A 26980-nucleotide genomic window follows, 5' to 3' on the forward strand; every position below is an offset into this window, starting at 1 on the left:
AAGACGAAACACGGTGGGATACATACGCCCTTCCGCGCGCTGGGATCTCTGTTGCTGACTCGCGCAGCCCGACTGCCAGACGCCGCGCTCGTCCGCGGGCTCAGCAGGGTACAGCGATACGGTAGGATGCCTTCCGCTCGTCGACGCAGGCGGTGGGCGTGGGGGGACGTCGCGGCGTGAAAGCGTGGACCGTGGCAGGAGCGCCAAGGTATCCTTCCGCCGAGGGAATCGCGCGATGTCCGTCAAGGTGGTCGAGGGGGCGATCTTCGCCGGTCGTTATCGGCTGGTTCGCCGCCTCGCCGCCGGCGCCATGGGCGCGGTGTACGAGGCGCGTCACCTCGGGACCGGTCGCCGGTCGGCGCTCAAGGTGATGCTCTCCCACATCATCGAGCGCCCCGAGCTCCGGAGGCGGTTCGAGCTCGAGGCGCGGGTGACCGCGCAGGTCGAGAGCCCGTTCATCGTGGAGGTCTTCGACGCCGGGGTCGACGACGCGACCGGCGTGCCGTTCCTCGTCATGGAGCTGCTCCGCGGCGAGGAGCTCGGCCGGTGCCTGCGGCGCGTGGGGCGGTTCTCGCCCGAGGAGACGCTCGCGTGCCTGCACCAGACGGCGCTCGCGCTCGACGAGACGCACCGGGCGGGGATCGTCCATCGCGATCTCAAGCCGGCAAACCTCTTCCTCAGCGTGCGCGCGGACGGCGAGCGCCGCGTCAAGATCCTCGATTTCGGCGTGGCGAAGCTCGTCGCCGAGAGCACCGCCGGCGCGGGCGCGACCCAGACCGTGGGGACGCCGCTCTACATGGCGCCCGAGCAGTTCCGGGGCCGGCGCGTCTCGGCGGCGACGGACATCCACGCGCTCGGGATGATGGCCTATACCTTCCTCGTCGGCGAGGCGTACTGGGCCGGCGAGAGAGGGGAAGAGGACAACCTCGTCGCCTTCGCGCTCAGCGCGGCGTATGGCCCGGTGGAGCCGGCGAGCGCGCGCGCGGCCAGGAGAGGCGTCCTCCTGCCCGGCGGCTTCGACGCGTGGTTCGCGCAGGCGACCGCCGTCGATCCGGACCGGCGCTTCGCCACGGCGACCGCGGCGGCGCGCGCGCTCGGCGACGCGCTCGGGATCGCCGACATGGCCCGCCTCGGCCTGCCTCGTCCGGCCCTCGGCAGCGCGGACGAGTCCCTGGCGGAGACGATGGCGGCCGCGGAAGCGGACGGCGTCCCCGAGGACGGCCGGGCGCGACCCGGACCGAAGGCGATCGATCCGGGAGAGACCGAGTCGGCGTTCCCCGAGGGCTCGTCGGCGACACGTTCGGCGCCGGAGGTCGAGCCCGCGGCGCCCGTCGGAGCGGGAGGACAGCCGGCGCCAGGGACCTCGGCGCCCCCGCTGCGCGCGGAGCCGCCGCCCGGCCGGCCTCGAAAGGTGGGGATCGGGCTGCTGGCGCTGACGGGCGGCGTGCTCCTCGCGGTCGCCGGCGCATGGGTCCTCGAGCGGCAGATCTCCGCGCGCGCCGCGCCACCTGCCCTCCCGGCCGCGCCCTCTCCCGCCTCGCCCCTGCGGCTGCCGTCTTCGGTGCTGGCGTGTCCGCCCTTCGACGCGTCGGGCGTCGACGCGCCCTCCGGCTGGCTGGGCGCCGCCGCGGCGTCCCTCTTCTGCGAGCGAGCGCGCGTCCTGCTGGGAGGCTCCTCCGGGCGGACGCTCATCCCCGCCGAGCTCCTGGCGCTCCCGGCGCAGCCCGTGGACCGGTTCCCCGAGGATCCCTACGCCGCCCCCGGCGCACGCGCGATGGCGATCGCGGAAGCGCACCGGCGAGCGGCCGCGTACGTCGACGGCGGGGTCGCCCGGGAGGGCTCCGGCTTCCGGATCACGGTCACCCTCCGTCGCCCCGACGGGGCCGAGATCGACAGCGCCGCGGGCGCCGGGCGCGCCCTCTACGAGGCCGTACGGGACGCGATGGATCCGCTCGCCGAGCGGGGCTCGCTCGCGGCGGCGCCCTCCCTCGACGCCACCATGGCCGACCTCTGGCGCGCTCGCGACGTCGGCGGCGCCCTCGCGCTGTTCGACCTCACCGCGGCCATGAGCAACAATGCGGGCGGTCTCCCGGACGCGTGCTCCCGCGTCGCGGCGAGGAGCGCCGACCTCGGGGACATGGGGCCCGCCGAGGCGCGCCGCTGCGCCTACACGCTCGGCCTTCCGCTTCCGGAGGTGGAGCTGCCGCCGCGCGGCGATCCCGCGTCGTCGGGCGAGCTCGCCGCGCGCGCCCGCGTCGAGCACGTGGCGCTGCGCAAGGACGATCCGGCCACGATCGCCGAGCTCGAGGGCCGCTTCGGGCGCGAGGCGACGCCGCTCGGGCGCTCGACGCTCGCCACGACGCTCTCGTGCCTCCTTCAATCGTCCGACCCGAGGCGGGCCGCGGAGATGGCCCTGCTCGCGGTGCAGGCGGAGCCGAGGAACCCGATCGGCGAGGGCTGCGCGCCCTGGCTCCAGCTCCTCGCGGTGACGTATGGCACCGCGAGCGCAGGGGCGACGCTGCGCGCGATGCAGGCCTGGGTGCCCTGGAACAGCTATGGCTGGCTGTTTCAGGCGAAGGTCCCGGGCGACAGCGCCCTCGCGCTCGCGTACGCCCGGCGCGCCTATGCCCTCTCGCCGCTCGACACGTCCGTGGCCGGCGCCCTCGCGGACACGCTGCTCGCCTCCGGCGCGCGCGAGGAGGCGCGGGGCATCGCTGTCGCGCTCGCGACCGGGGGTCATCCGGTCCACCGCGTGGGGAGCGACCTGCTCCTCGTGCGCATCGAGGCGAGCGAGGCTCGGTTCGGCGCCGCGCTCGCGCGCGCGAGGCGGGCCATGGTCGTCTCCGCGGACGACGCCGGCTGGCTGCGGGTGCAGCGCCTCGAGATCGCCTGGCGCGCGCTGCAGCTCGCGCTCGTCCTCGGCCGCGCGCAGGAGATCGCCGATCGGATCGTGGAGCGGTTCCTCGATCCCGAGCCCCCGCCGCTCGACGGCGCGTACCTCGACGTCCCGCTCCGGCTCCCCGCCATCTGCGCGCACGCCTCGCCCGCGGTCTCCCGCCGCTGCTTCACGCGGTTCCGGGAGCTCCGGGGGCGCCTGTCGTACAGCGCGCTCCCGGACGCGGACGCCTTCACCGAGGGCGCCGAGCGTTACGCGAAGGGAGATTTCGCGGGCGCGGCGCGGGCATTCCGGCCCCTCCTCCGGACGCCGGGGCCGTTCGTCGAGGTGCTCGCCGGGCCGATGGTGGAGACGTTCGAGCGCACGGGGGAGAACGAGCTCGTCGCGCGGCTGGAGGCGGCGATCGCCGATCGCTCCTCGGAGCTCAACGGGGCGAGCCTCGCGCTGGTGCGCGCCGCGCGCCGCGCCGCTCGGCGGGGGGAGGACGACCGGGCGCGGGAGCTCGCGAAGCAGGTGCTGGACGCGTGGTCGGTGGCGGACGAGACGGTGCCCGCGGTGGCGGAGGCGCGGCGTCTGGTCGAGGCGCCGGCGCGGTGAGCCGGGGGTCGTGGGCGTCGGTCCGCCATCAGTCGCAGGCCCTCGCGCACACGGTCTTGATCTGGTCGACGCACAGCGCGTCCCAGGCCGTGCTGCAGCAGTAAGGGTCCTCGCTGCAGATGAGCTTCACGCAGCCGGAGGACGTGAGGGGCGGGACGTCGCAGCCCGAGTCCAGCCTCTCGCCTTCCGCACAGAGCGCGTGGTCGCAGCGCCCGACGGTGCACTTCAGGCTGTTCGCCACGCTCAGGACCTCGCTGACGCAGAGGCCGTCCCACTCCGTGTCGCAGCAGTAGGGATCCACGGCGCAGACGCTCGTCACGACAGAGCTACACCCATCGGGGAGCGGCGCGCCGGGCGAGCACTCGTCGTGCGGGGAGCACACGATCGCGGAGGCCGCCGGATCGCTGGAGATGTCGTGGGGATCGTTGAGAAAGACGGTGACGCCGTTCCATACACGAGCGCCGCCCTCGCACTTCGAGTAGACCTCCGCTGGCATCACGTCCCACCCGTGCGCGCAGACGTCGCGACAGGCGGCGTGTCCGCCGATCGCGTCGCAGCTCGCGTCGCTCGGATCTGCGCACAGCCGGTCGGCGAGGTAGGCTTTCCCCGTTCGCCAGAGCTCGCTGTGGCAGACGTATCCGAGGTCCTCGCTCGACCCGGAGAAGATGTCGCCGTAAAACGCGCCTTCGGGATAGGTGAACACCTCGCGCTCCCCGGCGGGATAGGTGAAGGTGTCGCTGGATCCCGCGATGATGGGTTCGGCCGGGAGGGCCCTCCCAGGGAGCGGCGCCACCATGAGGCTGAAGTAGGTATGCCCGGGTCGGCCGCTCGGGCCGACGCCCACGTCGTCCGGGCACTCGAACTCGATGGCCTGGCTCGAGGCGAACTGGTCCACGAAGCCTGCGTAGGGTCGAGACCCAGGGTAGCCCGGGACCTCCCGGTCCTTTTCGCAGCCGTGGATGCCCTTGCACACGCGCACGACGCTCGCGCCGTTGCGCCGCAGCGCCACCGCCTCGCCCCGCCTGCAGATCCCCACGAAATCGGCTTGCCAGCCGCAGCTACCCGTCGGGCCCGCCGCGCCGGGGGCACAGGGATCGAGGCTCGTGATCTTCGTCCCATCGCGGAGCGTGCCCTGGACCCGGACGCTGGGCGAAGGCTCGAACTCGCCCCAGGGGACGTGGATCGAGATGGGCACCTGCCTGTCGAGCTTGTTCATCCGCGCGAGGACACAGGCGGAGACGAGCTCGAGGCAATGCTGCGTGGGCGGGGCGTCTCCCCAGTTCCCCAGCGACGCGGGCGCCGCGCTGCCGCAAAGGCCGAACTCACCCCTCCACCTGAACGGCGGGGCGGCCGGGCTGACGGCGGCCGTCACGACCTGCGTCGCGTCGAGCGCGCAGGAGACGATGTCCTCCATGAGCCGCTCGGCGCTCGTCGTCGTCCCCGTGGAGAAGAGGCCGGCGACGCCTGGCAGATCCAGGTTCGCGTCGAGCCCCGCATCGTCGAGCGTCGACCCTTGCAGCGCCGCCAGGAGCGCCCTGTTGATCCTGGCCGCGTCCGGATCCAGCCCGTTCTGGGGCATCTCGAACCTCGGATTGCGCAGCGCCTGCCGCGTCGAGGTGGTGACTTCTCCTTCCAGCACATCGTCAGACCAGCACCCCAGGGCGAGGGCGGCGGGCACGAGGGCGAACGAGGCGAGGGCGTGTCGAAAGCTCATGCCCGCGCCCCTACAAGACCCGTGCCGCCCCCGTCGAGCGCCCATCGCGGCTCCCGGCCTGCGGGGCGCAGGTTGCAGGGTTGCACCCCCTGTTGCGCGGAGCGCCCGATCGCGCCGCGGCGACGCCAGCCCGGAGGTGGTGTATTCGGAGAGCGTCGTGCGAGGGGCGATCTTGCGCGCGCGGTGAGCGGAGCGCTGCTCGGGATCAGCGGCAGGTCTGGCGGCCCACGGTCTCGACTTCGCGCACGCAGAGGCTGTCCCACGCGGTGGTGCAGCAGTAAGGATCCACGTCGCAGATGCTCGTCGCGAGCGAGCTGCAGTCGGCGAAGAGCGCTGCTCCGGTCGCGCACTCGTCGTGGGAGCACGTGGCGAGCGCGCACACGCTCTCGGCTTCGTTCACGCAGATGCTGTCCCAGGCGCTCGCGCAGCAGTAGGGATCCGTCGCGCAGATCCTGGCCACGCAGCCAGGCGAGGAGAGGGCTGGCGCGTCGCAGCCGGGGGTGAGCGCGCCGCCTGCCGTGGAGAGCGTGTGGCCGCAGGTGCCTTCGACGCACTGCAGGCTCCTCGCCGCGGTCTTCACCGCGGTGACGCACCGGTCGTCCCAGCGGCTACTGCAGCAGTGGGGCTCCTCGGCGCAGACGCTCTCCACGACGGGGCTGCATCCCTCGTCGAGCGCGGCCCCCGTGGTGCACTCGCTGTGGGCACACCCGTTCGCCAGCAAGCAGAGCTTCCTGTCGCTCGAGAGGGCGCAAGGGTCGCTGAGAAAGACGGTGATCCCGTGCTGCCACGGAGGACGGACACGTTGCTCCCCTTCGCAGTCGAGGTACGCCGAGCCGGGAGCTTCGCCTTCCCCGAAGCAGAGCTGGGTGTAGCCGGGCGCGGTGTCCGCGTCGCCGTTCGGCGCGGCTCGACAAGGATAGGGCTCGCGCAGGAGACAACCCTCGTCGCTGGGGCCTGCGCAGAGTCGATCGGTGAGGTGTGCCTTCCCGTGGCTCCAGATGTCGCTGTAGCAGGCGTATCCATTCTTCGGCCCGCGGAAGACGTCGCCGAAGAACGAGCCCTCGCGATACGTGAAGACCTCCTCCTCCCTGGCGGGATATCTGGCAGGGGTGCCGCGAGAGGGGCGCACGTCGAGCTCCGGCGGCAGCTCCTTCTTGAGGTCCGGCGACGCGAGCATGACGCTGAACAGGCCGCCCGGTGGGCAAGGAAAGGAGATCTCCTCTTTCTCGGCGAAGCCTGCCACGAAGCCTGCATAGTAAGGTAGGGCCCGGGAGCTCGCGACGTCCGGCTGTTCGTGATCGCAACCGTAAATGCCTTTGCACACACGCACCATGGTCTGATCCTCGAGCAGGGGTTCGCGCTCCAGCTTCACGGAGGATCTGGGCTCGCACCTGCCCACATAGGCCGCCTGCCAGCCGCAGTCGCGCTCCTCCCTGCCGTCGGTGCCGCCGGCCGTGCACGCCTCGAAGCTGGCGATCGGCGTCCGGTCGCGGAGCTCGCGCTCGACATGGACCTTGTCCCGGAGCACGAAGAGGCTGGCATCCTGGCCGCGGATCGAGATGGGGACCTGCCTCTCCAGGGCGTTCATCCGCGCAAGGACACAGCTCGAGACCGCTTCGAGGCAGCCTTGTGTGGGTGGTTCTTGCCCCCAGCTACCCAGCGGGGACTTCTCGCCGCAAAGGCCGAGCTTGCCCCGCCAGGCGAATTTCTCGTCGTGGATCGTGGCCTCCACGTCCTCCTCGGGATCGAGCGCGCACGAGACGATCACCTCCATGAGCTCGTCGGCGTCGTCTGCGCCTGCATCGAGGAAGAGCTCGGCCATGCGGGGGGCCGTCGACAGGATCGTCTCGAGCGCCGTGGTACTGAGCTTGTGGTCCATCAGCGCCGCCAGCAGCGCCTCGTTCCGGGAGAGCGCGCTGGGCTCGAGCCCATTCTGCGGCATCTCGAACTCCGGGCGCCTCAGGGACTGCCGCGTCGAGGCGGTAACTTCGTCAGCCATCCTATCTCCGGTCATGCACCCCATGGTGACGACGGCGGGCACGAGGGCGAACAAGGCGAAGGTGCGTCCAGGGCTCATGCCTGGCGCCCTTACAAGACCCATGCCCGCCACGCTCGCCCCCCCTTCGGGGCTCTCGGTCTGCGCGGCGCGGTTTGCAGGATCGCACCCCTGCTGCGCCCAGCGCCCGGTCGCGCCTCGGCGACGCCAGCCCGGAGGTGGTGTATGTACAAAATGCGATGATCGACGGTCCGGATACCGGGACGCTCTCCTCCACCGAGGAGGTCAAGGAGCTCGGCGACGCTCACCACCGCCCGCACCTGTTCATCGTCCTCGAGGCGCACCGCCCGCTCGCCCCTCCCCTGCGTTTGTCGCTCGCGGGGCTCGACGAGCTCGTCATCGGCCGCGGGGCCGGCCGGGAGATCCAGGCGATGGCCGGCGCTCGCCGGCTCGCGGTTCGCACCGACGATCGCCGCATGTCCTCGACCCACGCGCGCCTCGGCAAGCTGCTCCAGCGCTGGGTCGTCGACGACCTCAACTCCAAGAACGGCACGCTGGTCGACGGCGCTCGGACGACCCGCGCCGAGCTCGAGGACGGCGACCTGATCGAGCTCGGGCAGACATTTTTCCTCTACCGGGAGGCCATTCCCTGCGATCCGGACGATCCTCGCGTGCTCGACCTGGCTTCCGCGCAAGCGGAGGTCCCGGGCCTCGCGACCGTGCTCCCTCAGCTCCGTCGCGTGTTCGACAGGATCGTCCCGATCGCGCGCTCGACGGTGTCGGTGATCCTCGAAGGCGAGACCGGCACCGGCAAGGAGGTGATGGCGCGCGCCCTCCACACGCTCTCGGGGCGGACCGGCGAGTTCATCGCCGTCAATTGCGGCGCGATCCCGAAGGATCTCGTGGAGGCCGAGCTCTTCGGCCACAAGAAGGGGGCTTTCTCCGGCGCGACCGAGGATCGCCTCGGCCTCGTCCGCAGCGCCGACCGGGGCACGCTGTTCCTCGACGAGATCGGCGATCTGCCGGCGCCCGCGCAGGCGGCCTTGCTCCGGACCCTGCAGGAGCGCGAGGTCCGCCCGATCGGCGGCGCGCGCTCGGTCGCGGTCGATCTCCGGGTGATCGCCGCCACCCACCGATCCCTCGAGCGGATGGTCGAGGGCGGCGCGTTTCGCGCCGATCTATGGAATCGCCTCGCCGGCCACCAGATCGAGCTGCCGCCGCTCCGCGCGCGCCGCGAGGACCTCGGCCTGCTCACCGGCGCGATCCTCGCCCGCCTCCCGCCGGAGCACGCCGCGCGGGTCCGGCTCCACCCGCGCGCGGCGAGGGCCATGCTCCGCCATGAGTGGCCGGGGAACGTGCGGGAGCTGGAGAAGTGCCTGGGGACAGCGGTCGTGCTCGCGGGGGACGAAGGGCAGGTGGGGCTGGAGCACCTTCCCCCTGCGGTGCAGCGCGCGCTGGAAGGGCTGAAGGCAGGGGACGCCGCGCGACAGGAGGAGCTCGTCCGGCTGCTCGGCGTGCACAAGGGGAACGTCTCCGCCGTGGCGAGCGAGATGGGCAAGGCGCGGATGCAGATCCAGCGCTGGCTGAAGCGGTACGGGATCGACGCGGAGCGATTCCGGAGATAGCCGCGGTCCCAGCCATGGGAGCGCGCGCGGCTCCGGGACGCAGAGGTCGTCCCGGCCGTCGTTGCCCCGCCGCAGCAATTCCGGAGCCTGCCTCGAGGGACCTGGTCCTGCCGCAGACCAAGTCCCTCGAGGAGCAGCTCGCCCCGCAACCACTGGACGAGTGAGCGTCCGGGGCACGCCCTCGTGGGCATGCGGTGGACGCTCAGAAGCAGACGTCGCCGAAGTCGGGGCAACAATCTCCGTGGTAGTCACAGGAGCGGTCGCATTGGCATACGGCGTTTGTGTTGTACTGGTCGCAGCGATTCAGGCAGCTGTTGGCACGAACGAGGGACGGCTTTTCGTAGATCTTGACCAGGCATGCTCCGTTCCAGATGTTGTCGCCTCCGGCGCTGTGGTCGAGCTTGACTTCCGCGCGGCAATCGGTGGGATCGCCCGGGCTGAGCCAGCCCTCGAAGCTGCAATTGCCGTTGCCCGAGGTCTTGATGACCGATGCCGAGCTTCGCTCGTAGCCATCGCTGCATCGTCCGCTGCGACTGATGCCTGGAACCGTGGTCGGATCCGGATGCTCATCCGAGGTGTTCCAGGAGGGAACGATCTGGTACGAGGCATACTCGGTGAACGCTCCCCGGATCTTCAGCTCCTGTCGGGCATACAGACGAGTGGACAGACTTTGCTGCACGACGTCGATGCCTTCGCCTTCGCCATCGACTTCGCCATCGACTTCGCCATCGACTTCGACTGCACCTTCTGGGGCCTTGTCATCCATCGGAGCGCATCCGATGAGCGTGGCTGCCGTCATGACGGCGGCCCACAGAGGCCATGCGCGCCGAGTCCCGTGATTTGCTTCGATCATGTCGTCTCTCCTTGTGGTGTTGGTGCAGCTCTCGTACTGACGAGAAATCATTGTGAAAACCGGCCGCGCACGACGATGCATGGCGCTGCGCGCAGGATGTCAGCGTCCGAGCTCTGCAAGGGCTGCTTGCCCATCTACAGAACTGAGAAGAACGACTCCGATGGGTTGGCGCCACGGCATCGGGCGCTCTTCGGCGCCCCGGCTCATCGCGTCGTCGCGACGCAAGAGCGTTTAGCAACGGCCGCGCCAGGCGAGAGATCGGCCATTTCCCCGCGGTGCGCCGCCGCGCGCTGCGACGGCGCGGGGGCGGTCGCCTCCGGCGGGTGCAACACCGCAGGGCCACAGGGGCGCGCCGCGCCAGAGCACCGAGGGCCCCCCCGCTCGCCCCTGGCCTGCTCCGGCGCATTACTTCGTGGTCGTCACGCTCGTGGAGGTCCTCCGCCGCGGCGGGCCGGCCTGGGTGCAACCGGGTGCAACCGGGTGCAACACCGCCGCTCCCCGCTCCCCGCGCGGCGCTCGGCCCGGCCGCGACCGGGGCGAGCGACGGGCTCGCTCCTCGGCGCGGAGCGGCTCGCCTGGCAGCGCACGCCGGCGCCCCCCGCTTGCCCTGGAGCCCGGCGCGGCGCACCTTCGCGCCCGGGAACCACGCACGGCGACGACCCCTACCTGATCCCGCCTACGTGAAGCTCCTCGTCGCCGACGCGGAGCGCTCCGCCTAGCTGGCGTCGCTCCGCGATGCCGACTGCGGAGCGCTCCGCCTAGTTCCGCCCGCCCGAAGTCCTGCCAGGAATGGCCGAGGAAGAATTTCAACGCAAAGGCGCAAAGGCGCAAGAAACAATTTTCTGCATTTTTGCGTCTTTGCGCTCTTGGCGTCTTTACGTTGAAATCTCTCTTCGCTCGCGAGGCAGATCCCTGGCAGGATTTCTGATGCGCGGAACTAGCTGGCGTCGCTCCGCGATGAGGAGGCCTGTCGTCGCCGGAGGGCGAACGCGGCGAGGACCGCCGTCAGCAGGCCAAGGGCGTCATCCCCGCCGACGCCCGCGGCGCGGCAGCCGCAGCCCTCGCCGTCACTGGAGGCGTCGCCGCCCCCGCCGGCCGCGCCGGCGCCGCTGCCTGCGCCCTCGCCCGTGCCGCCCGCCTCACCCCCGCCCGCGGCTCCGGTGCCGCTGCCCATCCCGCCCGCGGCTCCGGTGCCGCTGCCCATCCCGCCCGAGCCGGTGGCGCCGCCGCCCGCGCCCCCTTCGCCGGAGGGCCCCGGCGGTGGCACCGTCGCGCAGTCGCCGAGCGAATGTTCGAGCGCGCCGAGCGTGAAGCTCCCGCTGCCCGGCCGCCCGCGCGCGCAGTAGTCGTCGGTCACCGCGGCCTCGGCGGGCGCTTCGCCGACGAGCGACGCCACATCCCCTTTGAGGTGCAGGTCGCCGAGACCTGGATTCTCGTACCACGTTTGAAACGTCTCGAGTCCTACCTCGGCCAGGTTGTCACTCTCCTGGTGCGTGGCCCGGTCGCGGTCGCGGATCTTGCCCGTGAGCACGTTGCCGCGCGCGACGCCGCTGGTCGTCGCGAAGCGGAAGTCGATCCCGCTCGTCGCGATCAGCGTATTGAAATGAAGCCGCGTGTCCGCCGCGCGGTTCAGATAGATCCCGACGTCCGAGCAGCTCGCGATGATGTTGTTTCGCATCGTTCCGCCGGTGTGCTCGACCTCGCAGGGCACGTCGGGGTCGTAGGCCGGGGCGCAGTACTGCGCCCCCGTGCCGCCGCCGCCGAACGACAGCCCGATGCGCACGCCGTCCGGCGAGCCGCTGGTGGTGCAGACGACGAGGTTGCGCTCGAAGAGCCCGTCGGAGCCGCCGCTCTTCATGAACGCGGCGTAGCTGACAGCGTCGCCGCCGTCTTTCTGGAAGTCGTGCAGGTAGCTGTCGCGCACGCTCCAGCGCTTGCCGCCGTCGATGTTGATCTTGGTGACGGGATTGCTGGTCCTGCGCGGGTGGGTGTCGAACAGCTCCGATCGCTCGATCAGCCCGTCGTCGGGGGCCGTCCAGACGCCGTCCACCTGCGCGGCGTTGATCTTGAGCTGGGCGTTGAAGTCCCGCACCTTCGAGCGGCGGAGGGTGAAGCGGCTCGCGGCGCCGACCACGTGGAAGGCGTGCTCGCAGTCCGCGTCGTCGGCGCAGACGCCGCGGATGTCGAGGTCTTCGAAGTGCCAGTTCGGGCCGCTGACCTTGAAGCCCTCGAGGCCCGACAGCTCGATGATCGCGCCGAGCGGCTCGGCGGCGCGCACGACGATCGGCGCGGCCTCGGTGCCTGCGGCGGCGCAGGAGACGCCGTCGAAGGCGTAGGTGCCCGAGGCGAGGACGATCTCGTCACCGGCCTTGGCCGCGCCGATCGCGGCGACGAGCTCGTCGGTGGTGCCGACCGGCACGACGGCCGCCGCGGCGGGGGCGGCGAGGAGGAGGGAGGTGAGCAGGGCGAGCGGAGCGATGGGCGCGCGGCGTGGCGACATGGCTGCCAGAATGCGCCGGTGCGCCCGTCCGTCAAGACGGCTTGTGCGACGTGTGACGGACGGGCGCGGCACGCCCCGCGGGTGGGACGTATGGATCGGCTCAGTGCCAGGCCTTGAAGACGTCCGCCTTGCCGTCGTTGTTGAAGTCGCCGAGCGCGACCTGGGAGAGCGTCGAGCTGGCGGTGTTCAAGGTCGACCAGCCGGCGGTGGCGCCGGAGGACATCTGCCACGTCGTGCCGGTGGCGCGGAACGCGTCGGCCTTGCCATCCCCGTTGAAGTCCGCGAACTTGAGGTCCGAGACGGGGATGCTGGACGCGTTGAGCTGCGTCCAGGCGCCGGTGCCGCCGGACGACATCTGCCACGCCGAGCCGGTGGCGCGGAACACGTCGTCCTTGCCATCCCCGTTGAAGTCCGCAAACCGGAGGTCGGAGACGGTGACGCTGGACGCGTTGAGCTGCGTCCAGCCGCCGGTGCCGCCGGAGGACATCTGCCACGCCGAGCCGGTGGCGCGGAACACGTCGTCCTTGCCATCCCCGTTGAAGTCCCCAAACCGGAGGTCCGAGAGGGCGGCGCTCGAGGCGTTGAGCTGCGTCCAGCTGCCGGTGCCGCCGAAGCACACCCACCACGCCGAGCCGTCGGCGTTGAACACGTCGGTCTTGCCATCCCCGTTGAAGTCCGCAAACCGGAGGTCGGAGATGGTGTAGCCGGAGTTGCGGAGCAGCGTCCAGGCCCCGGTGCCGCCGGAGGAGTAGTACCACGCCGAGCCGTCGGCGCGGAAGATGTCGTCCTTGCCATCTCCGTTGAAATCACCCACCCGGAGCTCGGACAGCGGGGCATCCGACGCGTTGATGGAATCCCACGCGCTCGTGCCCGCCCAGGACACCGCAAAGCCGCTGTAGTAGCGCATCACGCCTTCCTTGTCGGTCGCGCTGAGCACCCCGCCGTTGTTCCATGTGGGGTTGCAGTAGTTCATCACCGAGCTCAGATCCCACGCGCCGACGGTGTGGTCGCCATAATGGCCTGAAGCTTTGTCGCACGAGCTCGGCGTGTCCGGGCGGTTCTGCTCGTGCGCGAAGCCGAGGGCGTGGCCGAACTCGTGCACGGCGATGCTTCGAATGCAGCTCTCGCGGTTCGTCTGGCAGACCGAGTTCCAGTTGTTGAAGGTGAAGTTGAGCACCATCCCGCTGGTCACGCCGTCGAGCGCGTCGCCGAGGTCATCGGTGTGGGGCTGCTCGTCAGAGACCCTGATGCGAATCCCATCGGCGCCGCTGGCGCAGGTGCCCCAGCCCTGGAAACGCACCGCCGAGGCCGCCTCCCAGGTGTCCAGCACCGCGTCGCGCACCCATCCTTTCTCGGTGGTCGAGCTCGCGGCGTTCTCCCAGCACACGGGGATGAAGAGCGTATCCCAGATGTTCCCCGTCTCGACGTAGAGCTCCTGGCCCTCCTCGGCGACGTCGGCGCCTCCTTCGATGTCGTCCGGAGCGACGCCGTCGCCGGCGCTGCAGCCGAGGCCCAGGAGAATGGCAGTGGCACTGAGGGCAACACGATGAATGCTTTTCATGCTAATTTCCCAAGGATAGGTTCGTGCAGGTCCACGCGGTTCTCGGCGCGGGGCCTGCGCTGCGGGGCCACGAAGCGTCGCGCAGCCTGTACCTCGGAGGCCCTCGTCCAGCGGTGGGCGAGGGCGTCCGCGGAGGGACGCGACGTTCGCTGCAGCGACTTCGGCTTTTGCAGGAGCCGTACCAAAGGTCCTGTGCGCCCCTCCAGAGCCAGTTGCTGCGAGCTCGATGGTCCGCGCGCGCTCCGAGAACCGCAGGAGAAGGCTACGTGTGCCCGCGTGCGCGGCACGTGCCAGGTGGCACGTGCCAGGGTGGCATCGGGCAGGTGCCAGCTGGCACGTGCCAGATGCACCGTGCCAGGGTGCCAAGTCGTCCGGCCACGCGCGGGCGCCTGCGGATCGCGGGGAGCGTCGCGCCACCTCGGACGAGGGCGCGCCGCTCCGGACTGGCACGTCCGCTGCTCCGGCGGACCTGGACCACCGTTGACGCGCGGACCGCCCCTGAACGTGCTTGCCTGGGCCTGGCCTGAAGGTTGCAGTTCATGAGCGCAACTATGCCCAGAAAACCATTGACCATGACCGTGCGCGAGAGGGGTGGCCGGAGGCTCGGCTCCTGGCTCGCGCTGAGCTTCATCGCGCCGTCCTTGCTCGGGTGTGTCGGAGAGATGCCGAGCGAACACGGCACGGGGGAGCACGACATCGCCGCGATCTCGCAGGGCCTCGACAGCGAGGACACGCCGCGCAGGCTCGTGACCGACGAGCCGATCGTGACCGCGGGGGTGAACTACGCCTGCGCGCTGAGGCCGGACGGGATGGTCGAGTGCTGGGGCGGCGCGCTCTGCTGCGGTCTCGGGACCAACCCCGCGGCAGAGGTCCCGGAGGACGTCGATTACCCCTTCCGCCAGATCAGCGCCGGCGATCGCCACGTGTGCGGGGTGAAGACCGACGGCTCGCTCGATTGCTGGGGCTCCGACGACGGGGGAAAGTCCACGTATCCTGGGGGTACATTCCTCCAGGTCAGCGCGGGCGGCTACCACAGCTGCGGGGTGAGGACCGATGGCACGGTCGATTGCTGGGGGCTGATCAACCTCAGCCACGAAGCGCCGCCCACGGGCACCTATGTACAGGTCAGCGCGGGCGACGCTCACGCCTGCGCGCTGAGCAGCAACGGCGCGGTGCACTGCTGGGGAACGAGCGCCGCCGTCCCTTCGGACACTTACGTACAGATCAGCGCAGGCGGCTATCATACCTGCGGGCTGAGGACGAACGGCACGGTCAACTGCTGGGGTACCATGGGCGACCTGCCCGCGAACTCCGCCACCACCTTCACCCAGATCGCCTCAGGCTTCGCCACCACCTGCGGGCTGAGGACGGACGGCACGATCGAGTGCTGGGGGGACACCGCGTACGGGGGCACCACGCCTCCCTCGGGCAACTTCGCCCAGGTCGCCTCGGGGGGCGGAACCCACTGCGGACTGAAGATGGATGGCACCGTGGACTGCTGGGGGACAAACGGGTATGACCCGAACAGCAGCACGATCTTCGGGCGCGCCGCCGTCTCGGCGGGCGGCTCGCACGCCTGCGTGCTGACCAACACCGGTCAGGTGCGCTGCTGGGGTGACAACACCTTGAACCAGTCCACGGAGCCGAGCGATCTTTACAGGCAGATCGCCGCGGGCAGGAACCACAGCTGCGGGGTGCGGAACAACGGGACGGTGAACTGCTGGGGGTCCGACAGCCATGGCCAGGGCGCAGACCCCACGGGCAAATTCATCCAGGTCAGCACGGGCGGGCTGCACAACTGCGGCGTGAAGGCGAACCACACGGTCCACTGCTGGGGGCGAAACGACGAGAACCAGGCCACGGCTCCGGCGGGGAGCTTCATGCACGTCAGCGCAGGCTACTACCATAGCTGCGGGCTGAAGACGGACAGCACCATCGACTGCTGGGGAAACAACAGCGGCGGTCGGGCCGCGGACCAGACGGGGATCTTCACGCAGGTCGGCGTCGGAGCGGACCACAGCTGCGGGCTGAAGTCGGGTGGCTCGGTGGACTGCTGGGGCCTCAACGGAGACGGCCAGGCTGTGGACAAGCCCGGGCCCTACACGCAGATCAGCGTGGGTGAATACCACAACTGCGGACTGATGCTGAACGGCACCGTGGATTGCTGGGGGCGGAACACCTACGGCCAGTCCTCGCCGCCCGGTGGCACCTTCATCGCCATCAACGCGGGCAACCAGCACACCTGCGGGCTCATGACGAACGGCATCGTGGCTTGCTGGGGAGACAACTCCTCGGAGCAGTCCGCGACGCAGACGGAGGTGTTCACGAGCATCGCCGCGGGCTACGACCACAGCTGCGGTGTGAGGACCGATGGCACCGTCGCTTGCTGGGGGCGCGATAATTACGAGCAATCGACGCCGCCCCCTGGCACCTTCACCAAGGTGAGCGGCGGCAACTTACACACGTGCGGGCTGAAGACGGACGGCACGGTGGACTGCTGGGGCTGGAACAGCTCCGGCCAGGGCGCGGACCCCCCCGGGACGTACACCCAGTTCGAGGCGGGGAGCTTTCATAACTGCGGCGTGAGGGTGGACGGCACGGTGTACTGCTGGGGGAGCAACGACAGCGGCAGGGCCACGCCGCCGTCGGGGACCTTCACGCAGGTCAGCGCGGGCGGCTCTCATTCGTGCGGCCTGAGGGTGGGGGGCGCAGTGGACTGCTGGGGCTCCAACGCCTCTGGCCAGGCCGCGGAGCCCGCGGACACCTTCGTCCAGATCAGCGCGGGTGTCAGTCACAGCTGCGGGGTGAGGTCGGACGGCACGGTGTCCTGCTGGGGCAGCCAGACCACGGCGCCCACAGGCACCTTCGTCCAGGTCAGCGCGGGCTCCGGATATACCTGCGGGATGAAGGCGGGCGGCGCCGTGGACTGCTGGGGGAGCAACTGGTTCGGCGAGTCCACGGATCCCAAGGGGACCTTCGTCGAGATCGCCGCGAGCGGCGAACACACGTGCGGGCGGAAGACGGACGGCACGGTGTACTGCTGGGGCGCTCGCGATCACGGCAAGATCTATCCCCCGCTGGCGCCCTAGACGCCCTCTCCTCGGCCGACTGCGAGCCGCGCGGGACGGCCTTCATCGGTCACGCCGGCGCGGATGCTGGTGAGGCAGGCGCCGGCGAGATCGTCGCCGTGCCCGGCCGATCACGGCCGAGCCCGCGGCCCGTCGCCGCTGCAGAATTTCATTCCCGTCCACCCCGCGATCGGGTACCGCCTTCTCCCATGCCGGCTGCCCCGGGGACTCGCGCCTTGGATGCCGTGGTGATCGGGGCGGGACCGAACGGGCTCGCCGCGGCCGTCGCGCTGGCCGGGGCCGGCCTCCAGGTGCGCGTGATCGAGGCGCGCGCCACCGTGGGCGGCGGCGCGCGCACGGCCGAGCTCACCGGGCCCGGCTTCCGCCATGACGTCTGCTCCGCCATCCACCCGACCGCGGTGATCTCGCCCTTCTTGCGGACGCTGCCGCTCGAGGAGCACGGCGTCGCGTGGATCTACCCCGAGGCGGCGCTCGCGCACCCGCTGCCCGACGGGCGGGCCGGCGTGCTCTACCCCGAGCTCGATCGCATGGCCGAGACGCTGGGCGAGGAGGACGCGGCCGCCTGGCGCGACCTGCTCTCGCCGCTGCTCGCGGGCGAAGGCGCCCTCTTCGAGGAGCTGCTCGGCCCGCTGCGCATCCCGCCGCGCCACCCGCTCCTGCTCGCGCGCTTCGGCCTCTCGGCCATCCGCTCGGCGCAGGGGCTCGCGCGCGACACGTTCCGCGGCGACGCCGCGCGCGGGCTGTTCGGCGGCTGCGCGGCGCACTCGTTCCTGCCGCTCGAGGCGCTGTTCTCGGCCTCCTTCGGCATCGTGCTCGCCCTCGCCGCGCACGCGGTGGGCTGGCCGGTGGTGCGCACCGGCTCGCAGGCGCTCATGGACGCGCTGGCCGCGATCCTGCGCGCGCGCGGCGACGAGATCGAGACGGGCCGCACCGTCGCGTCGCTCGACGAGCTCCCCGAGGCGCGTGCGTACCTGTTCGACACGACGCCGGCCGCGATGGCCCGCATCGCCGGCGACCGGCTCCCGGCGGGCTACCGCCGCCGACTCGAGCGCTTCCGCCACGGCCCCGGCGTGTTCAAGATCGACTACGCCCTCGACGGCCCCATCCCGTGGAAGTCGCCCGCCGCCGCGCGCGCGGCCACGGTGCACGTGGGCGGCACGCTCGACGAGCTGGTGGCCTCCGAGCGCGCGCTCGCCGGCGACGCGCCCGCGGAGCGCCCCTTCTGCCTCGTCGCGCAGCAGAGCCTGTTCGACGACACGCGCGCCCCCGCCGGCAAGCACACCGCCTGGGTCTACTGCCACGTGCCGCCCGGCTGCGAGGTCGACATGACCGCGCGCATCGAGGCGCAGATGGAGCGCTTCGCCCCGGGGTTCCGCGATCTCGTGCGCGCGCGCGCCGCCCGCGCCCCCGCCGACTGGCAGCGTTACAACGAGAACTACGTCGGCGGCGACATCGCCGGCGGCGCCAACGACTGGCTCCAGATCTTCGCGCGCCCCGTCGCGAGCCTCAGCCCTTACTCCACGCCCAACCCCTCGCTCTACCTCTGCTCCAGCTCGACGCCGCCCGGCGGCGGCGTCCACGGCATGTGCGGTTATCACGCCGCCGCGGCCGCGCTGCGGCGCGTGTTCCAGCGGCCCGCGCCCGCCCTGTCCATGCCCGCGCCCCGCGCCCAGCTCCCGCCGCGCGGGTAGATCCCCCCGGATTCCCTCGAGGGACGCAAGCATGCCCGCGCAGCCCCTCGCGACCCAGCTCGCCCCGCCGGCCGCCGAGCAGCAGGAGGCGCGAGCCCTGGAGCCCTGGCTCTTCCCGGTGTTCTTCCTCTCGGGCTCGGCAGCGCTGGTGTATCAGGTCGTCTGGCAGCGCGCGCTCCACGCGATCTACGGCGTCGACGTCCTGTCGGTCACGATCGTCGTCACCGCGTTCATGCTGGGTCTCGGCCTCGGGAGCCTCGTGGGTGGCGCGCTCTCGCGCCGGTACCCGCGAGCTGCGGTGACGCTGTTCGCGCTCGCCGAGCTCGGGATCGGCCTCTACGGCGCCTTCAGCCTCCGCCTCTTCGCGCTGATCGCAGACATCACGCACGGCATTGGCCATGTCGCCACCGGTGGGGTGGCCTTCCTGCTCGTGGTGCTCCCGGTCATGCTGATGGGAGCCACGCTTCCCCTCCTTGTCGGGCACGCCACGTCGCGGTCGCATAACGTCGGTCGCTCGCTGGGTAACCTCTACTTCATCAACACGCTGGGCGCGGCGTTCGGCGCCTTCCTGGCGGCGCGCTACCTGCTGGGCGGGCTGGGCCTCCGGGCCACCGCGCAGGTCGCCGCGGCGCTCAACGTCCTCGTCGGCGTGCTCGTGATGGTGCTGCGCCGGCGGCGTCGCGGCGCGCCATGAGGCTCCTCGTTGCCGTCCTCGTCGCCACGCTCGGCGGCTGTCTCGCGCTCTCGCACGAGGTCCTCTGGGTCCGGGTCTACAGCTTTGCGACCGAAGGCGCGCCGGACGCCTTCGGCTTTCTGCTCGCGACCTACCTCGCCGGTCTGGCCGTCGGCTCGCTCCTCGCCGGTCGCTACTGCCGGAGCGCGGCGGCGGAGCGCTCCGGGCAGCTCTACCGGGTGGGCGGGGTGATCTTCGCCGGGGCTCTCGCGGCCTTCCTCGTGGCCCCCGCCGTCGCGCACCTCGTCGGCCGCGGCGTGGAGCCGGCCTCGACGCTGCCTGTCTTCGCGCTCGCCAGCGCCTGCCTCGGCGCGGGGTTTCCGCTCCTGTGCCACTTCGGGATCCGCGCGGACGAGCTGGCCGGCGCGCGGCTGTCCTACGTCTACGTCGGCAACATCGTGGGCTCGACGCTGGGCAGCCTGGTCACCGGCCTCGTGCTGCTGGATGTCTTGCCCCTGCGCGAGCTCAACGTGGCCCTCGCGATGGCTGGCGCCGCGCTCGGCGCGACGCTCATGCTCTCCGCGTCGAGGACGGCGCGCTCGCGCGTGTTCAGCGGCGCGATCCTGGCCGCCGCCGTCGCGTCCTTCGTGGGGTCGGCGGAAGCGCTGTACGGTGACCTCTACGAGAAGCTCCTTTACGGGGAGGAGTACCGCGAACACGGTCGCTTCGCCCACGTCATCGAGCGTCGCGAAGGCGTCGTGACGATCTCCCGGTCGGGCACCGTGTACGGCGGCGGATCCTACGAGGGCATCGCCAACGTCAGCCCGCTGCCGGAAGAGGACGAGAACCGGGTGCTGCGGGCTTACCTGGTGTCCGCGTTCCACCCCCGGCCGCGCGACATCCTCATGATCGGCCTCGGGTCCGGCTCCTGGCTTCAGGTGCTGGCGAACGATCCCGACGTCGAGCACCTCACCGTGGTCGAGATCAACCCCGGGTTCGTCGAGGCGGCGCGGCGCGCGCCCGTCGTCGCGAGCGCGCTGGACAACCCCAAGGTGGAGCTCCTCATCGACGATGGCCGGCGCTACCTGGGGCGGACCTCGCGGCGCTTCGACGTCATCGTCGAGAACACGCTCGTGTACTGGCGCTCGTACGCCTCGATGTTGCTCTCCCGGGAGATGCTGGAGCTGTCCCGCCGGCACCTGAAGCTGGGCGGCGCGCTCTACTACAACACCACGATGTCCACCGCGGCTCAGAAGACCGGGGCGACCGTGTTCCCCCACGCCCTCCGCTACCAGAACATGCTGATCGCGAGCGACGATCCGATCGCCATCGACCACGCGCGCTTCGAGAGGAAGCTCGACGCCTGGCAGCTCGACGGCCTCCCCGTGCTGCCCGCCGGCAGCCGCGCCGCGCAGCTCGATCTGCTGAAAGAGCAGGACTGGCGCGGCGGGCCCACCTGGGAGAGCCGGGAGTCGATCCTGCGGCGGACGCAGGATGCCCCGATCATCACCGACGACAACATGGCGACGGAATGGTGGGCGTTCGACACGTACCCTTAGCGCGACTCGCGCAGGGCTGTGCCGCTCGAACGACAGGACACATGTCTGCTCTCCCGCGCCGGCGGCACGGCGCCCGCCGTCGAGGCATTGACCCGTGCGACCTTCATCACCATCAAGTCAGCGAACGGGCGCACCGAGACGTGGATCTCCGATCGGGCCGGGCACGAGTCGAGCCGTCAGGTCCACCACGACAAGCGCGCGGCGCGCAAGGTCGCTGAGCTCCCGTTCGAGACGTCTGCGCCAGCGAACACCCCTCCTTCCGGAGCGCGCACCACGGCCGGACGCGCTCCGTTCACCCGCCGTCGCGCGCGAACCGATGCGCGTCCACGACGTCGTGGCCTTCGCCGCGACCCGATGCATTTGCGCATTGCGACCGTGCTTGCCCGGGTTTATCCTCTGCCCGTCTTTCGGCAATCTCAGGAAATTCGCACAAGAGATCTTCGCGCAGGACCGATACGGGCGTCTCTGTCAACGTCCCCGGCGGCGTCGATGTTCAGGCTTGCGATCCACCGTGGCGCGACGTCACGGCGGAGCGGGTCGGACAAAGCGACTTCGGACGTGCTGGGCGCGCTTCGAGCGCAACGCCGATGGCGCCCAGCGCGCCGCAGGACGTCGGCGCCCCGGGACATTCATGAGAGCTCGCGCGTGTGTGTGTGCATTCGTCCGTGACGGCCAACATCCTTCACAAGGAGCTTGGAGATGGGTATCAACGGTGCTCTATCCCTGTTGACGTTCACCGCAGTCGCCCTGATCCACGGGCCGGCGGCGGCGAGGACATTTTATGTCGACGACGTCGGCAACGACGCGAACGACGGCCTGGCCGCCAGAAGGGCGTGGGCGACGCTCCAGCACGCGGTCGACACCATGGGTCCTGGCGACACGACCATCGTATTGCCAGGAGTCTACGCGGGGTGTCGCATCGAGCGCTCGGGCGAGGCCGGCCGGCCCAAGACCCTGCGGGCCGTGCCGCCCTGGGGAGCCGTGGTGGCCACCGCGGGGCCGAACAACCAGCATGGCAGCAACATCGAGGTCGAGCTGTTCGACGGCGTCGTTCAGCACTGGGTGATCGACGGCTTCGATATCCCTGGCGCCGTCAGATCCGGCGTCGACCTGCGCGGCACGCGCGACATCACGGTCCAGAACTGCCACGTCCACGACAGCGGGAGAACCGGGATCTTCACGGCGTTCAGCGATTTTACGGTCATCCAGGGCAACGAGTCCGAGTCCAACGGCGAGCACGGCGTCTACACGAGCAACAGCGGCGACTTCCCCGTGGTTCGCGGCAATCTCCTCCACCACAACCAATCGGCCGGCGTTCACATGAACGGCGACAGGAACTTCACGCCCGGCGACGGGCTCATCAGCTTCGCCACGGTCGAGGCCAACGTCATCTGGGAGAACGGCGTCGCGGGCGCCTCGGCCATCAACTGCGACGGCGTCAGCGACAGCGTCATCCGGAACAACCTGCTCTTCAGCAATCACGCGAGCGGGATATCTCTCTACGCGATCGACGGCAGCGAAGGCTCCAGCCGCAACAAGGTCTACAACAACACCATCGTGATGGCGGAGGGCAGCCGCTGGGTGATCAACATCCCCGCATCGCCGGACGGCATCGCCAACCCAAGGTGCAACAGGATCGTGAACAACATCCTCTACACGCCGCGCCTCGACAGGGGCTCCATCCTGATCTACCCCGGCGGCGCGGAGGATCCTTGCTTCCACAGCGATCACAACGTGGTCGTGAACCGCTTCAGCAGGGATGGGGGGGCGACGATCATCAGCCTCGCGGCGTGGCAACGAGCGACAGGGCAAGACAGGCACTCGTTCGTCGTGGCGCCGGAGGCGCTGTTCGTCGACCCGGCGAGCGACGACTATCGCCTGAGGCTCGGCTCGCCAGCGATGAACCGTGGGGCCCTCCTCGACCTCGCCGTGCCGGACGATCTGGACGGGACCCCGCGGCCCGTCGGTGGTGCGGTTGACATCGGTGCCCACGAGGTCGACACCTCGGGCGCGCCGGATTGATCGCGCCGGTGCGTCGCCGCGAGCTCGTCGCCGCGGGCACGTCCGGCGGCGCGACCTCGCTCGGCGCCACGTCGACGTCGGAGACGAAGAGCAACGAGTCGCGCCGGAACGCCTCGTAGCTCCGCCCGCCAGGAGTCCGCCGCCGGCCAGAGGTGGCCGGACTCCTGCGCACCTAGGGTCTCGCGACCGCTTCCAGGGTGAGCGCCGCGCGCGGCGCGTCTGCGCTCATGACAGCGCGCAGATCAGCCGCTGGCCTCGCACCGACGTTGCGCCGTCGAGTTGCTCGATCCAGGCGACGAGCAGCTTGGTGCCGAGCTGCGCGACGGTCGAGCTGAGGATCTGCGCGCTGCTGCCGTCCGGGAGGGAGAAGACATGCTCCTGAGGGAGCAAGGACTCACCCGTCCGCGTAAACCAGCCCAGATTCACGGTCTTTCCAGGGTGCGGCACCAACGTCACATACACGTTCTCGCCGTCGCTCACGGGCGGGCCCGGGGGGTTGTACTGGCTCACGTTCTTGAGCTCGAAGACAGGGGTGAAGCCGGGCGGGGGGACCTCGACGAGCGACGAGAAGTCCCTCACGACGCCCACCTCCGCCGAGACGGCGAGCCTCGGCGGAGGTATGATGTGCGCGATCAAGAGCGTGACCCCATCGCCCTCCGGCAGCGGGAACGCTCCGAAGAAAGACTCGACCTCTTCAGGAGATGGGCTGAACTGGATCTGGTGCGCCACGCCGAGATCGGCGGCGGCGGCGCCCGTCCTGAAGAACGCTTCTCCGGTCGCGCTGTCGTCCAGCAGGAGGAGATGCCGGCCGCTCGTGACCGTGTAGAAGCGCACGTTGAGCGAGGCGTCGGTACGCGGGCCCTGGGCCACCAGGGTCGGCGCAGGCCCGGCCGACCCGCCGACGACGAGCGATCGCGTCGAGCCGCCCGGCGCCTCGCAGGTCGCGGCGTAAAAGATCTCATCGCCCGCCTGGGCGAACGCCATCGACGCGGCGACGTTGGGGCTCGAGCACTCCGGGGCGAGCGCGGGGAACCGCTGGAACGTCCCCTCCGACGAGACGCCGTCGGTGGTCGTGAGGAAGACGAGCTGCCCGATGTCGGACCCCACCCTGCCCAGCAGGGTCAATTGCCCTCCCGACTCGCGGCCGGTAACGAGGGCCGCTCCGTCGGCGAGGGGGAACTCCGCCTTGGATCCGACAGGGTCCCGGAGCTCGTGCACCGTCCCGATCACGAGCCGGCTCGCCGTCTTGTCGATGACCGAGACGAAGACGCGACCGGGGCCGCTCGCCAGCACGAGCGAGGAGGCGTCGACATCATGGCCTCCGAGGTCTTCGGACGTGAGGATGTCGAACGGATCGAGGTCCAGCACGCACTTCGCCTCGGCCGGCTTGCAGACGCCGTCCTGACAGGCGCCGCCCGGGCAGTCGGAAGGAACGGTGCACCCTTTGCCGCCGCTCCCCTCCTGGTCCAGCTCCGCGTCGGTGCGCACGCCCGCGACGAGCTGGCAGCCGGCGACGAGCAGAGCGCCCCCGGCGATGACGAGCTTCCATGGTCGCATCTCTCGCATCTCAAAAACTACCTCGCAACGACATCCCCGCCGTCCCCACCCCGACCGCGGGCTGAAGGCGCACCTCCAGCGCCGCCTTCGGCGCGGCCTCGCTCGACGGCGCGGTCAGGAACACGACCAGGCCCGCGATGAGCGCCGCGCCTCCCGCCGCGAACGCCACGTTGGAGATGTTGGCGGTCGTATTGGCGGCCTGATGGAGCTTGATCCCCTCGGCGTCACAACGGGGAGGGTCGTCGTCGGTGCACCCGTGCTGGCTGCGCGCCTCACCGACTTTCAAGAGCGTATCGACGCCGAACACCGCGCCTACCGCGATCCCGGCCAAGCTCACCCCGCCCAGCACGAGCCCCACGGTCTTCTGCGCGCTCCACGAGCTCGCCGCGGGCGCGGCGCTCGTGGCCGCACGCGCGCGCGAGGGCCGCTCCGGCGCGGGCGCGGTGGCCGCTCCTGGCGGGGGCGCGTCCTCGAGTCGAGGGACGCGTACCGTGCTCTGCCCGGCCATCGGCTCGATGAGCACCTTCGCGCTCCATGCCTTCTTGCCAGGCGCCGCCGCCTCGATGGCATGCTCGCCCGGATTGACCGGGATCGCCGAGCCGAACAGCGCCGCATCGAGCAGCTTCGTGTTGCGCCGCACCTCGAGCCCCTCGACCCGGGCCTCCGGCGCCACCTCGATGACGAGCCTCGAGAGCCGCGGTTCGAGGAGACCCGCGCGCCGCGCCGCCTCCTTCGAGCGCCGCGGATCGCCCGCTTTGCGCGCCATCGCCTCGGCGTCGTTGAAGGTCGCCCAGGCGCTCGCCGTCTCCCCATTGAGCTCGTAGCAATCCGCCAGGGCGAGCAGCGTCCCGGCCATCGGCTCCAGCTTCTGGCTGGCGACGAGCTTCGAGCACCCGAGGGCGTAGCTGCCCTGCTTGATGAGCGCGCGCCCCTCGCGGAAGAGCACGTCGGCGGCCGCCCGGTCCTCGGCGGTCGGGTCCGCGAGGGCGCGCGGCGCGAGCGATAACGACAGGACCAGCGCACTGGCAGCGATGACGCCGCGCTTCACACGCATCGGGCCTGGGCCACGCACCGCCCGGAGGATATCGGCACCCCTCGCCCTTGTCCCCGTGTCAGCGCCGCTCATCGTACGAAAACGTCGGCTCAGGCTTCGGGGTGCGAGGGCCCTCGGCGGGGGGCTTCGCCCGCAGGAGGGGCTTCGTCGCCTTCCGCGTGGCCTTCGCCGTCGCCGGAGGCGAGGTGGGCTCCGCCTGCGCCGTCGCGCTCGCGCCGTGAGAGGCGATCGTGGAGGGAGGAGCCTGCGGCTCATCGGGCGCCGGCGGGGCCGCGTCCGGCGACCCCGAGGCGGCCGCCTGCGCGCCTGTCGGCGCCGGGGGTGGCGCCCCCTCTCGCCTACCGCCGACGAGCGCCGCGAGCGCCGCGCCCGCGACGAGCGCGCCGGCGAAGAGGAGGAGCGCCCGGCGGCGCGGCTTCGCCCCCAGCAGCTCGTAGGACGACGAGGTGCTGCGAGGCGGGGACAGGGTGTGCGCCGTCTCCTCCACGGAATTCGGCGGGAGCTTCGCGGTCTCCTCGGCGGCTTCGGCGCTGGCCGGCGGCGGAGGCGGCTCCACGCGGCGCGCCGCCGGCTCGTCCCTGGATCCCGACGAAGACAGCCGCTGCAGGTCGAGCACGCGCGAGACCCGCTCCGGATAGCCCCGCGCTCGCGCGGGCGCGTGAGGCGCGAGGGCGCCGGCGAAGGCTGCCACGTCGCTCCAGCGCTGCTCGCGATCGTGCGTCAAGCACCGCTGGATCGCGGCGTCGAGCTCCGGGGGCACGTCGCTGCGGCGCTCGCGGAGCGGCGTCGGCCGGGCCGCGAGGATGCGCCCGTAGAACTCCGGCAAGGTGTCCGCGTGAAACGGCGTCTGCCCGGCGAGGAGCTCGTACAAGAGGACGCCGAGCGCCCAGAGATCGCTGCGCGCGTCGACGTCCTTCGACGAGATCATCTGCTCGGGCGACATGTAGTAGGGGGAGCCGAGCGTCTGGTCGTCATCGGTGAGGGCGAGGTCCGCGCCGCTGATCTTCGAGATGCCGAAGTCGAGGACCTTGATGCACGGCGAGCCGCTGACGTCGTGCGTGACGAAGAGGTTCGCCGGCTTCAGGTCGCGGTGCACGATCCCGGCGGCGTGGGCCTCGCCGACGGCCTCGCACGTCTGGAGGACGTACTCCACGGCGTCGTCGAGCGAGAGCGACCCGCGCTCCCTGAGCAACGCGGCGAGATCCCGCCCTTCGAGGAACTCCATGACGATGTACGGCGCCCCGCCCTCGAGGGTGCCGACGTCGAACACGCGGGCGACGTGCTGGCTGCGCAGCCGCACCGCCGCGCGCGCCTCGCGCAGGAAGCGCGGGCGCGCGCCGGCGGCGACGTCGTGGACCGAGCGCATGAACTTGACGGCCACGCGCTGGCCGAGCTCGACGTGGACCGCCGCGACGACGACCCCCATGCTCCCCGTGCCGAGCAGACGCTCCACGCGGTACTTGCCCGCCAGGATGTCGCCGGGCTGGACCGGGACGGTGCGCATGGCTCCCCATGTGGTCTCAGCGGCTCCGGGAGGTCAAGCGCCGCTTGATGGCCTCGCGCGCGCTCCGCCGCCCTGAAACTCGCTGGCAA

The 26980-nt window shown here is 71.0% G+C and carries 15 protein-coding genes; 7 read left to right on the top strand and 8 right to left on the bottom strand.

The features are described 5' to 3' along the window. Nucleotides 1–235: 235 nt before the first annotated feature. On the top strand, nucleotides 236–3493 hold the full coding sequence (locus WME76_RS47180; protein ID WP_437962772.1) for a protein kinase domain-containing protein: 3258 nt from the start codon (nucleotides 236–238) through the stop codon (nucleotides 3491–3493). A 28-nt stretch (nucleotides 3494–3521) separates the two neighbouring features. Here the strand turns inward: WME76_RS47180 and WME76_RS47185 are convergent, their stop codons facing one another. Together WME76_RS47185 and WME76_RS47190 are read right to left on the bottom strand one after the other, a co-directional pair. Beyond that, nucleotides 3522–5207 carry a hypothetical protein gene (locus WME76_RS47185; RefSeq protein ID WP_437962773.1) on the bottom strand — a complete coding sequence of 562 codons (1686 nt, stop codon included), beginning with the start codon at nucleotides 5205–5207 and terminating at the stop codon, nucleotides 3522–3524. Nucleotides 5208–5412: 205 nt separating this feature from the next. Next, nucleotides 5413–7206, bottom strand: a complete 1794-nt coding sequence (locus WME76_RS47190; protein WP_437962774.1) for a hypothetical protein — start codon at nucleotides 7204–7206, stop codon at nucleotides 5413–5415. A gap of 236 nt (nucleotides 7207–7442) precedes the next feature. Between WME76_RS47190 and WME76_RS47195 the strand changes: the two genes are divergently transcribed. Further along, the gene (locus WME76_RS47195; protein WP_437962775.1) at nucleotides 7443–8828 is read left to right on the top strand and encodes a sigma 54-interacting transcriptional regulator; all 1386 of its coding nucleotides are present in this window, start codon (nucleotides 7443–7445) and stop codon (nucleotides 8826–8828) included. Between the two features lie 202 nt (nucleotides 8829–9030). Here the strand turns inward: WME76_RS47195 and WME76_RS47200 are convergent, their stop codons facing one another. From WME76_RS47200 to WME76_RS47210, 3 genes are all read right to left on the bottom strand, one after another. Beyond that, nucleotides 9031–9681 (bottom strand): hypothetical protein, encoded by a 651-nt coding sequence (locus tag WME76_RS47200; protein WP_437962776.1) that lies wholly within the window; start codon nucleotides 9679–9681, stop codon nucleotides 9031–9033. Nucleotides 9682–10618: 937 nt separating this feature from the next. Further along, nucleotides 10619–12181, bottom strand: coding sequence for an MYXO-CTERM sorting domain-containing protein (locus tag WME76_RS47205; RefSeq protein ID WP_437962777.1), 1563 nt, complete (start codon nucleotides 12179–12181; stop codon nucleotides 10619–10621). 100 nt (nucleotides 12182–12281) lie between these two features. Further along, entirely contained in the window at nucleotides 12282–13742 is a 1461-nt protein-coding gene (locus WME76_RS47210; RefSeq protein ID WP_437962778.1) for an FG-GAP-like repeat-containing protein, read from the bottom strand. A 572-nt stretch (nucleotides 13743–14314) separates the two neighbouring features. On the opposite strand from WME76_RS47210, the gene WME76_RS47215 reads away from it, so the two are divergent. The 5 genes from WME76_RS47215 to WME76_RS47235 all read left to right on the top strand — a co-directional run bounded on the left by WME76_RS47215 (nucleotide 14315) and on the right by WME76_RS47235 (nucleotide 22776). Further along, nucleotides 14315–16831 (top strand): RTX toxin, encoded by a 2517-nt coding sequence (locus WME76_RS47215; RefSeq protein ID WP_437962779.1) that lies wholly within the window; start codon nucleotides 14315–14317, stop codon nucleotides 16829–16831. A 188-nt stretch (nucleotides 16832–17019) separates the two neighbouring features. After that, entirely contained in the window at nucleotides 17020–18522 is a 1503-nt protein-coding gene (locus tag WME76_RS47220) for a phytoene desaturase family protein (RefSeq protein WP_437962780.1), read from the top strand. A gap of 31 nt (nucleotides 18523–18553) precedes the next feature. Next, nucleotides 18554–19216: a fused MFS/spermidine synthase gene (locus WME76_RS47225; RefSeq protein WP_437962781.1), complete on the top strand. Its 663-nt coding sequence runs from the start codon at nucleotides 18554–18556 to the stop codon at nucleotides 19214–19216. Beyond that, nucleotides 19213–20754 (top strand): hypothetical protein, encoded by a 1542-nt coding sequence (locus tag WME76_RS47230; protein WP_437962782.1) that lies wholly within the window; start codon nucleotides 19213–19215, stop codon nucleotides 20752–20754. Before WME76_RS47225 ends, WME76_RS47230 begins: the two co-directional genes overlap by 4 nt. A 699-nt stretch (nucleotides 20755–21453) precedes the next feature. Beyond that, nucleotides 21454–22776, top strand: coding sequence for a NosD domain-containing protein (locus WME76_RS47235; RefSeq protein ID WP_437962783.1), 1323 nt, complete (start codon nucleotides 21454–21456; stop codon nucleotides 22774–22776). Nucleotides 22777–23001: 225 nt separating this feature from the next. Here the strand turns inward: WME76_RS47235 and WME76_RS47240 are convergent, their stop codons facing one another. From WME76_RS47240 to WME76_RS47250, 3 genes are read right to left on the bottom strand one after another with little or no spacing between them, the layout of a single operon-like run. Beyond that, the gene (locus tag WME76_RS47240) at nucleotides 23002–24333 is read right to left on the bottom strand and encodes a hypothetical protein (protein WP_437962784.1); all 1332 of its coding nucleotides are present in this window, start codon (nucleotides 24331–24333) and stop codon (nucleotides 23002–23004) included. A 10-nt stretch (nucleotides 24334–24343) separates the two neighbouring features. Further along, a complete protein-coding gene (locus WME76_RS47245) occupies nucleotides 24344–25387 on the bottom strand; it encodes a hypothetical protein (protein WP_437962785.1) in 1044 nt (347 codons plus the stop codon). Nucleotides 25388–25445: 58 nt separating this feature from the next. Further along, nucleotides 25446–26891: a protein kinase domain-containing protein gene (locus WME76_RS47250; RefSeq protein WP_437962786.1), complete on the bottom strand. Its 1446-nt coding sequence runs from the start codon at nucleotides 26889–26891 to the stop codon at nucleotides 25446–25448. Between the last annotated feature and the right edge of the window lie 89 nt (nucleotides 26892–26980).

The sequence above is a fragment of the Sorangium sp. So ce119 genome (genome assembly GCF_051524405.1).
GTDB lineage: Bacteria > Myxococcota_A > Polyangia > Polyangiales > Polyangiaceae > Sorangium > Sorangium cellulosum_G.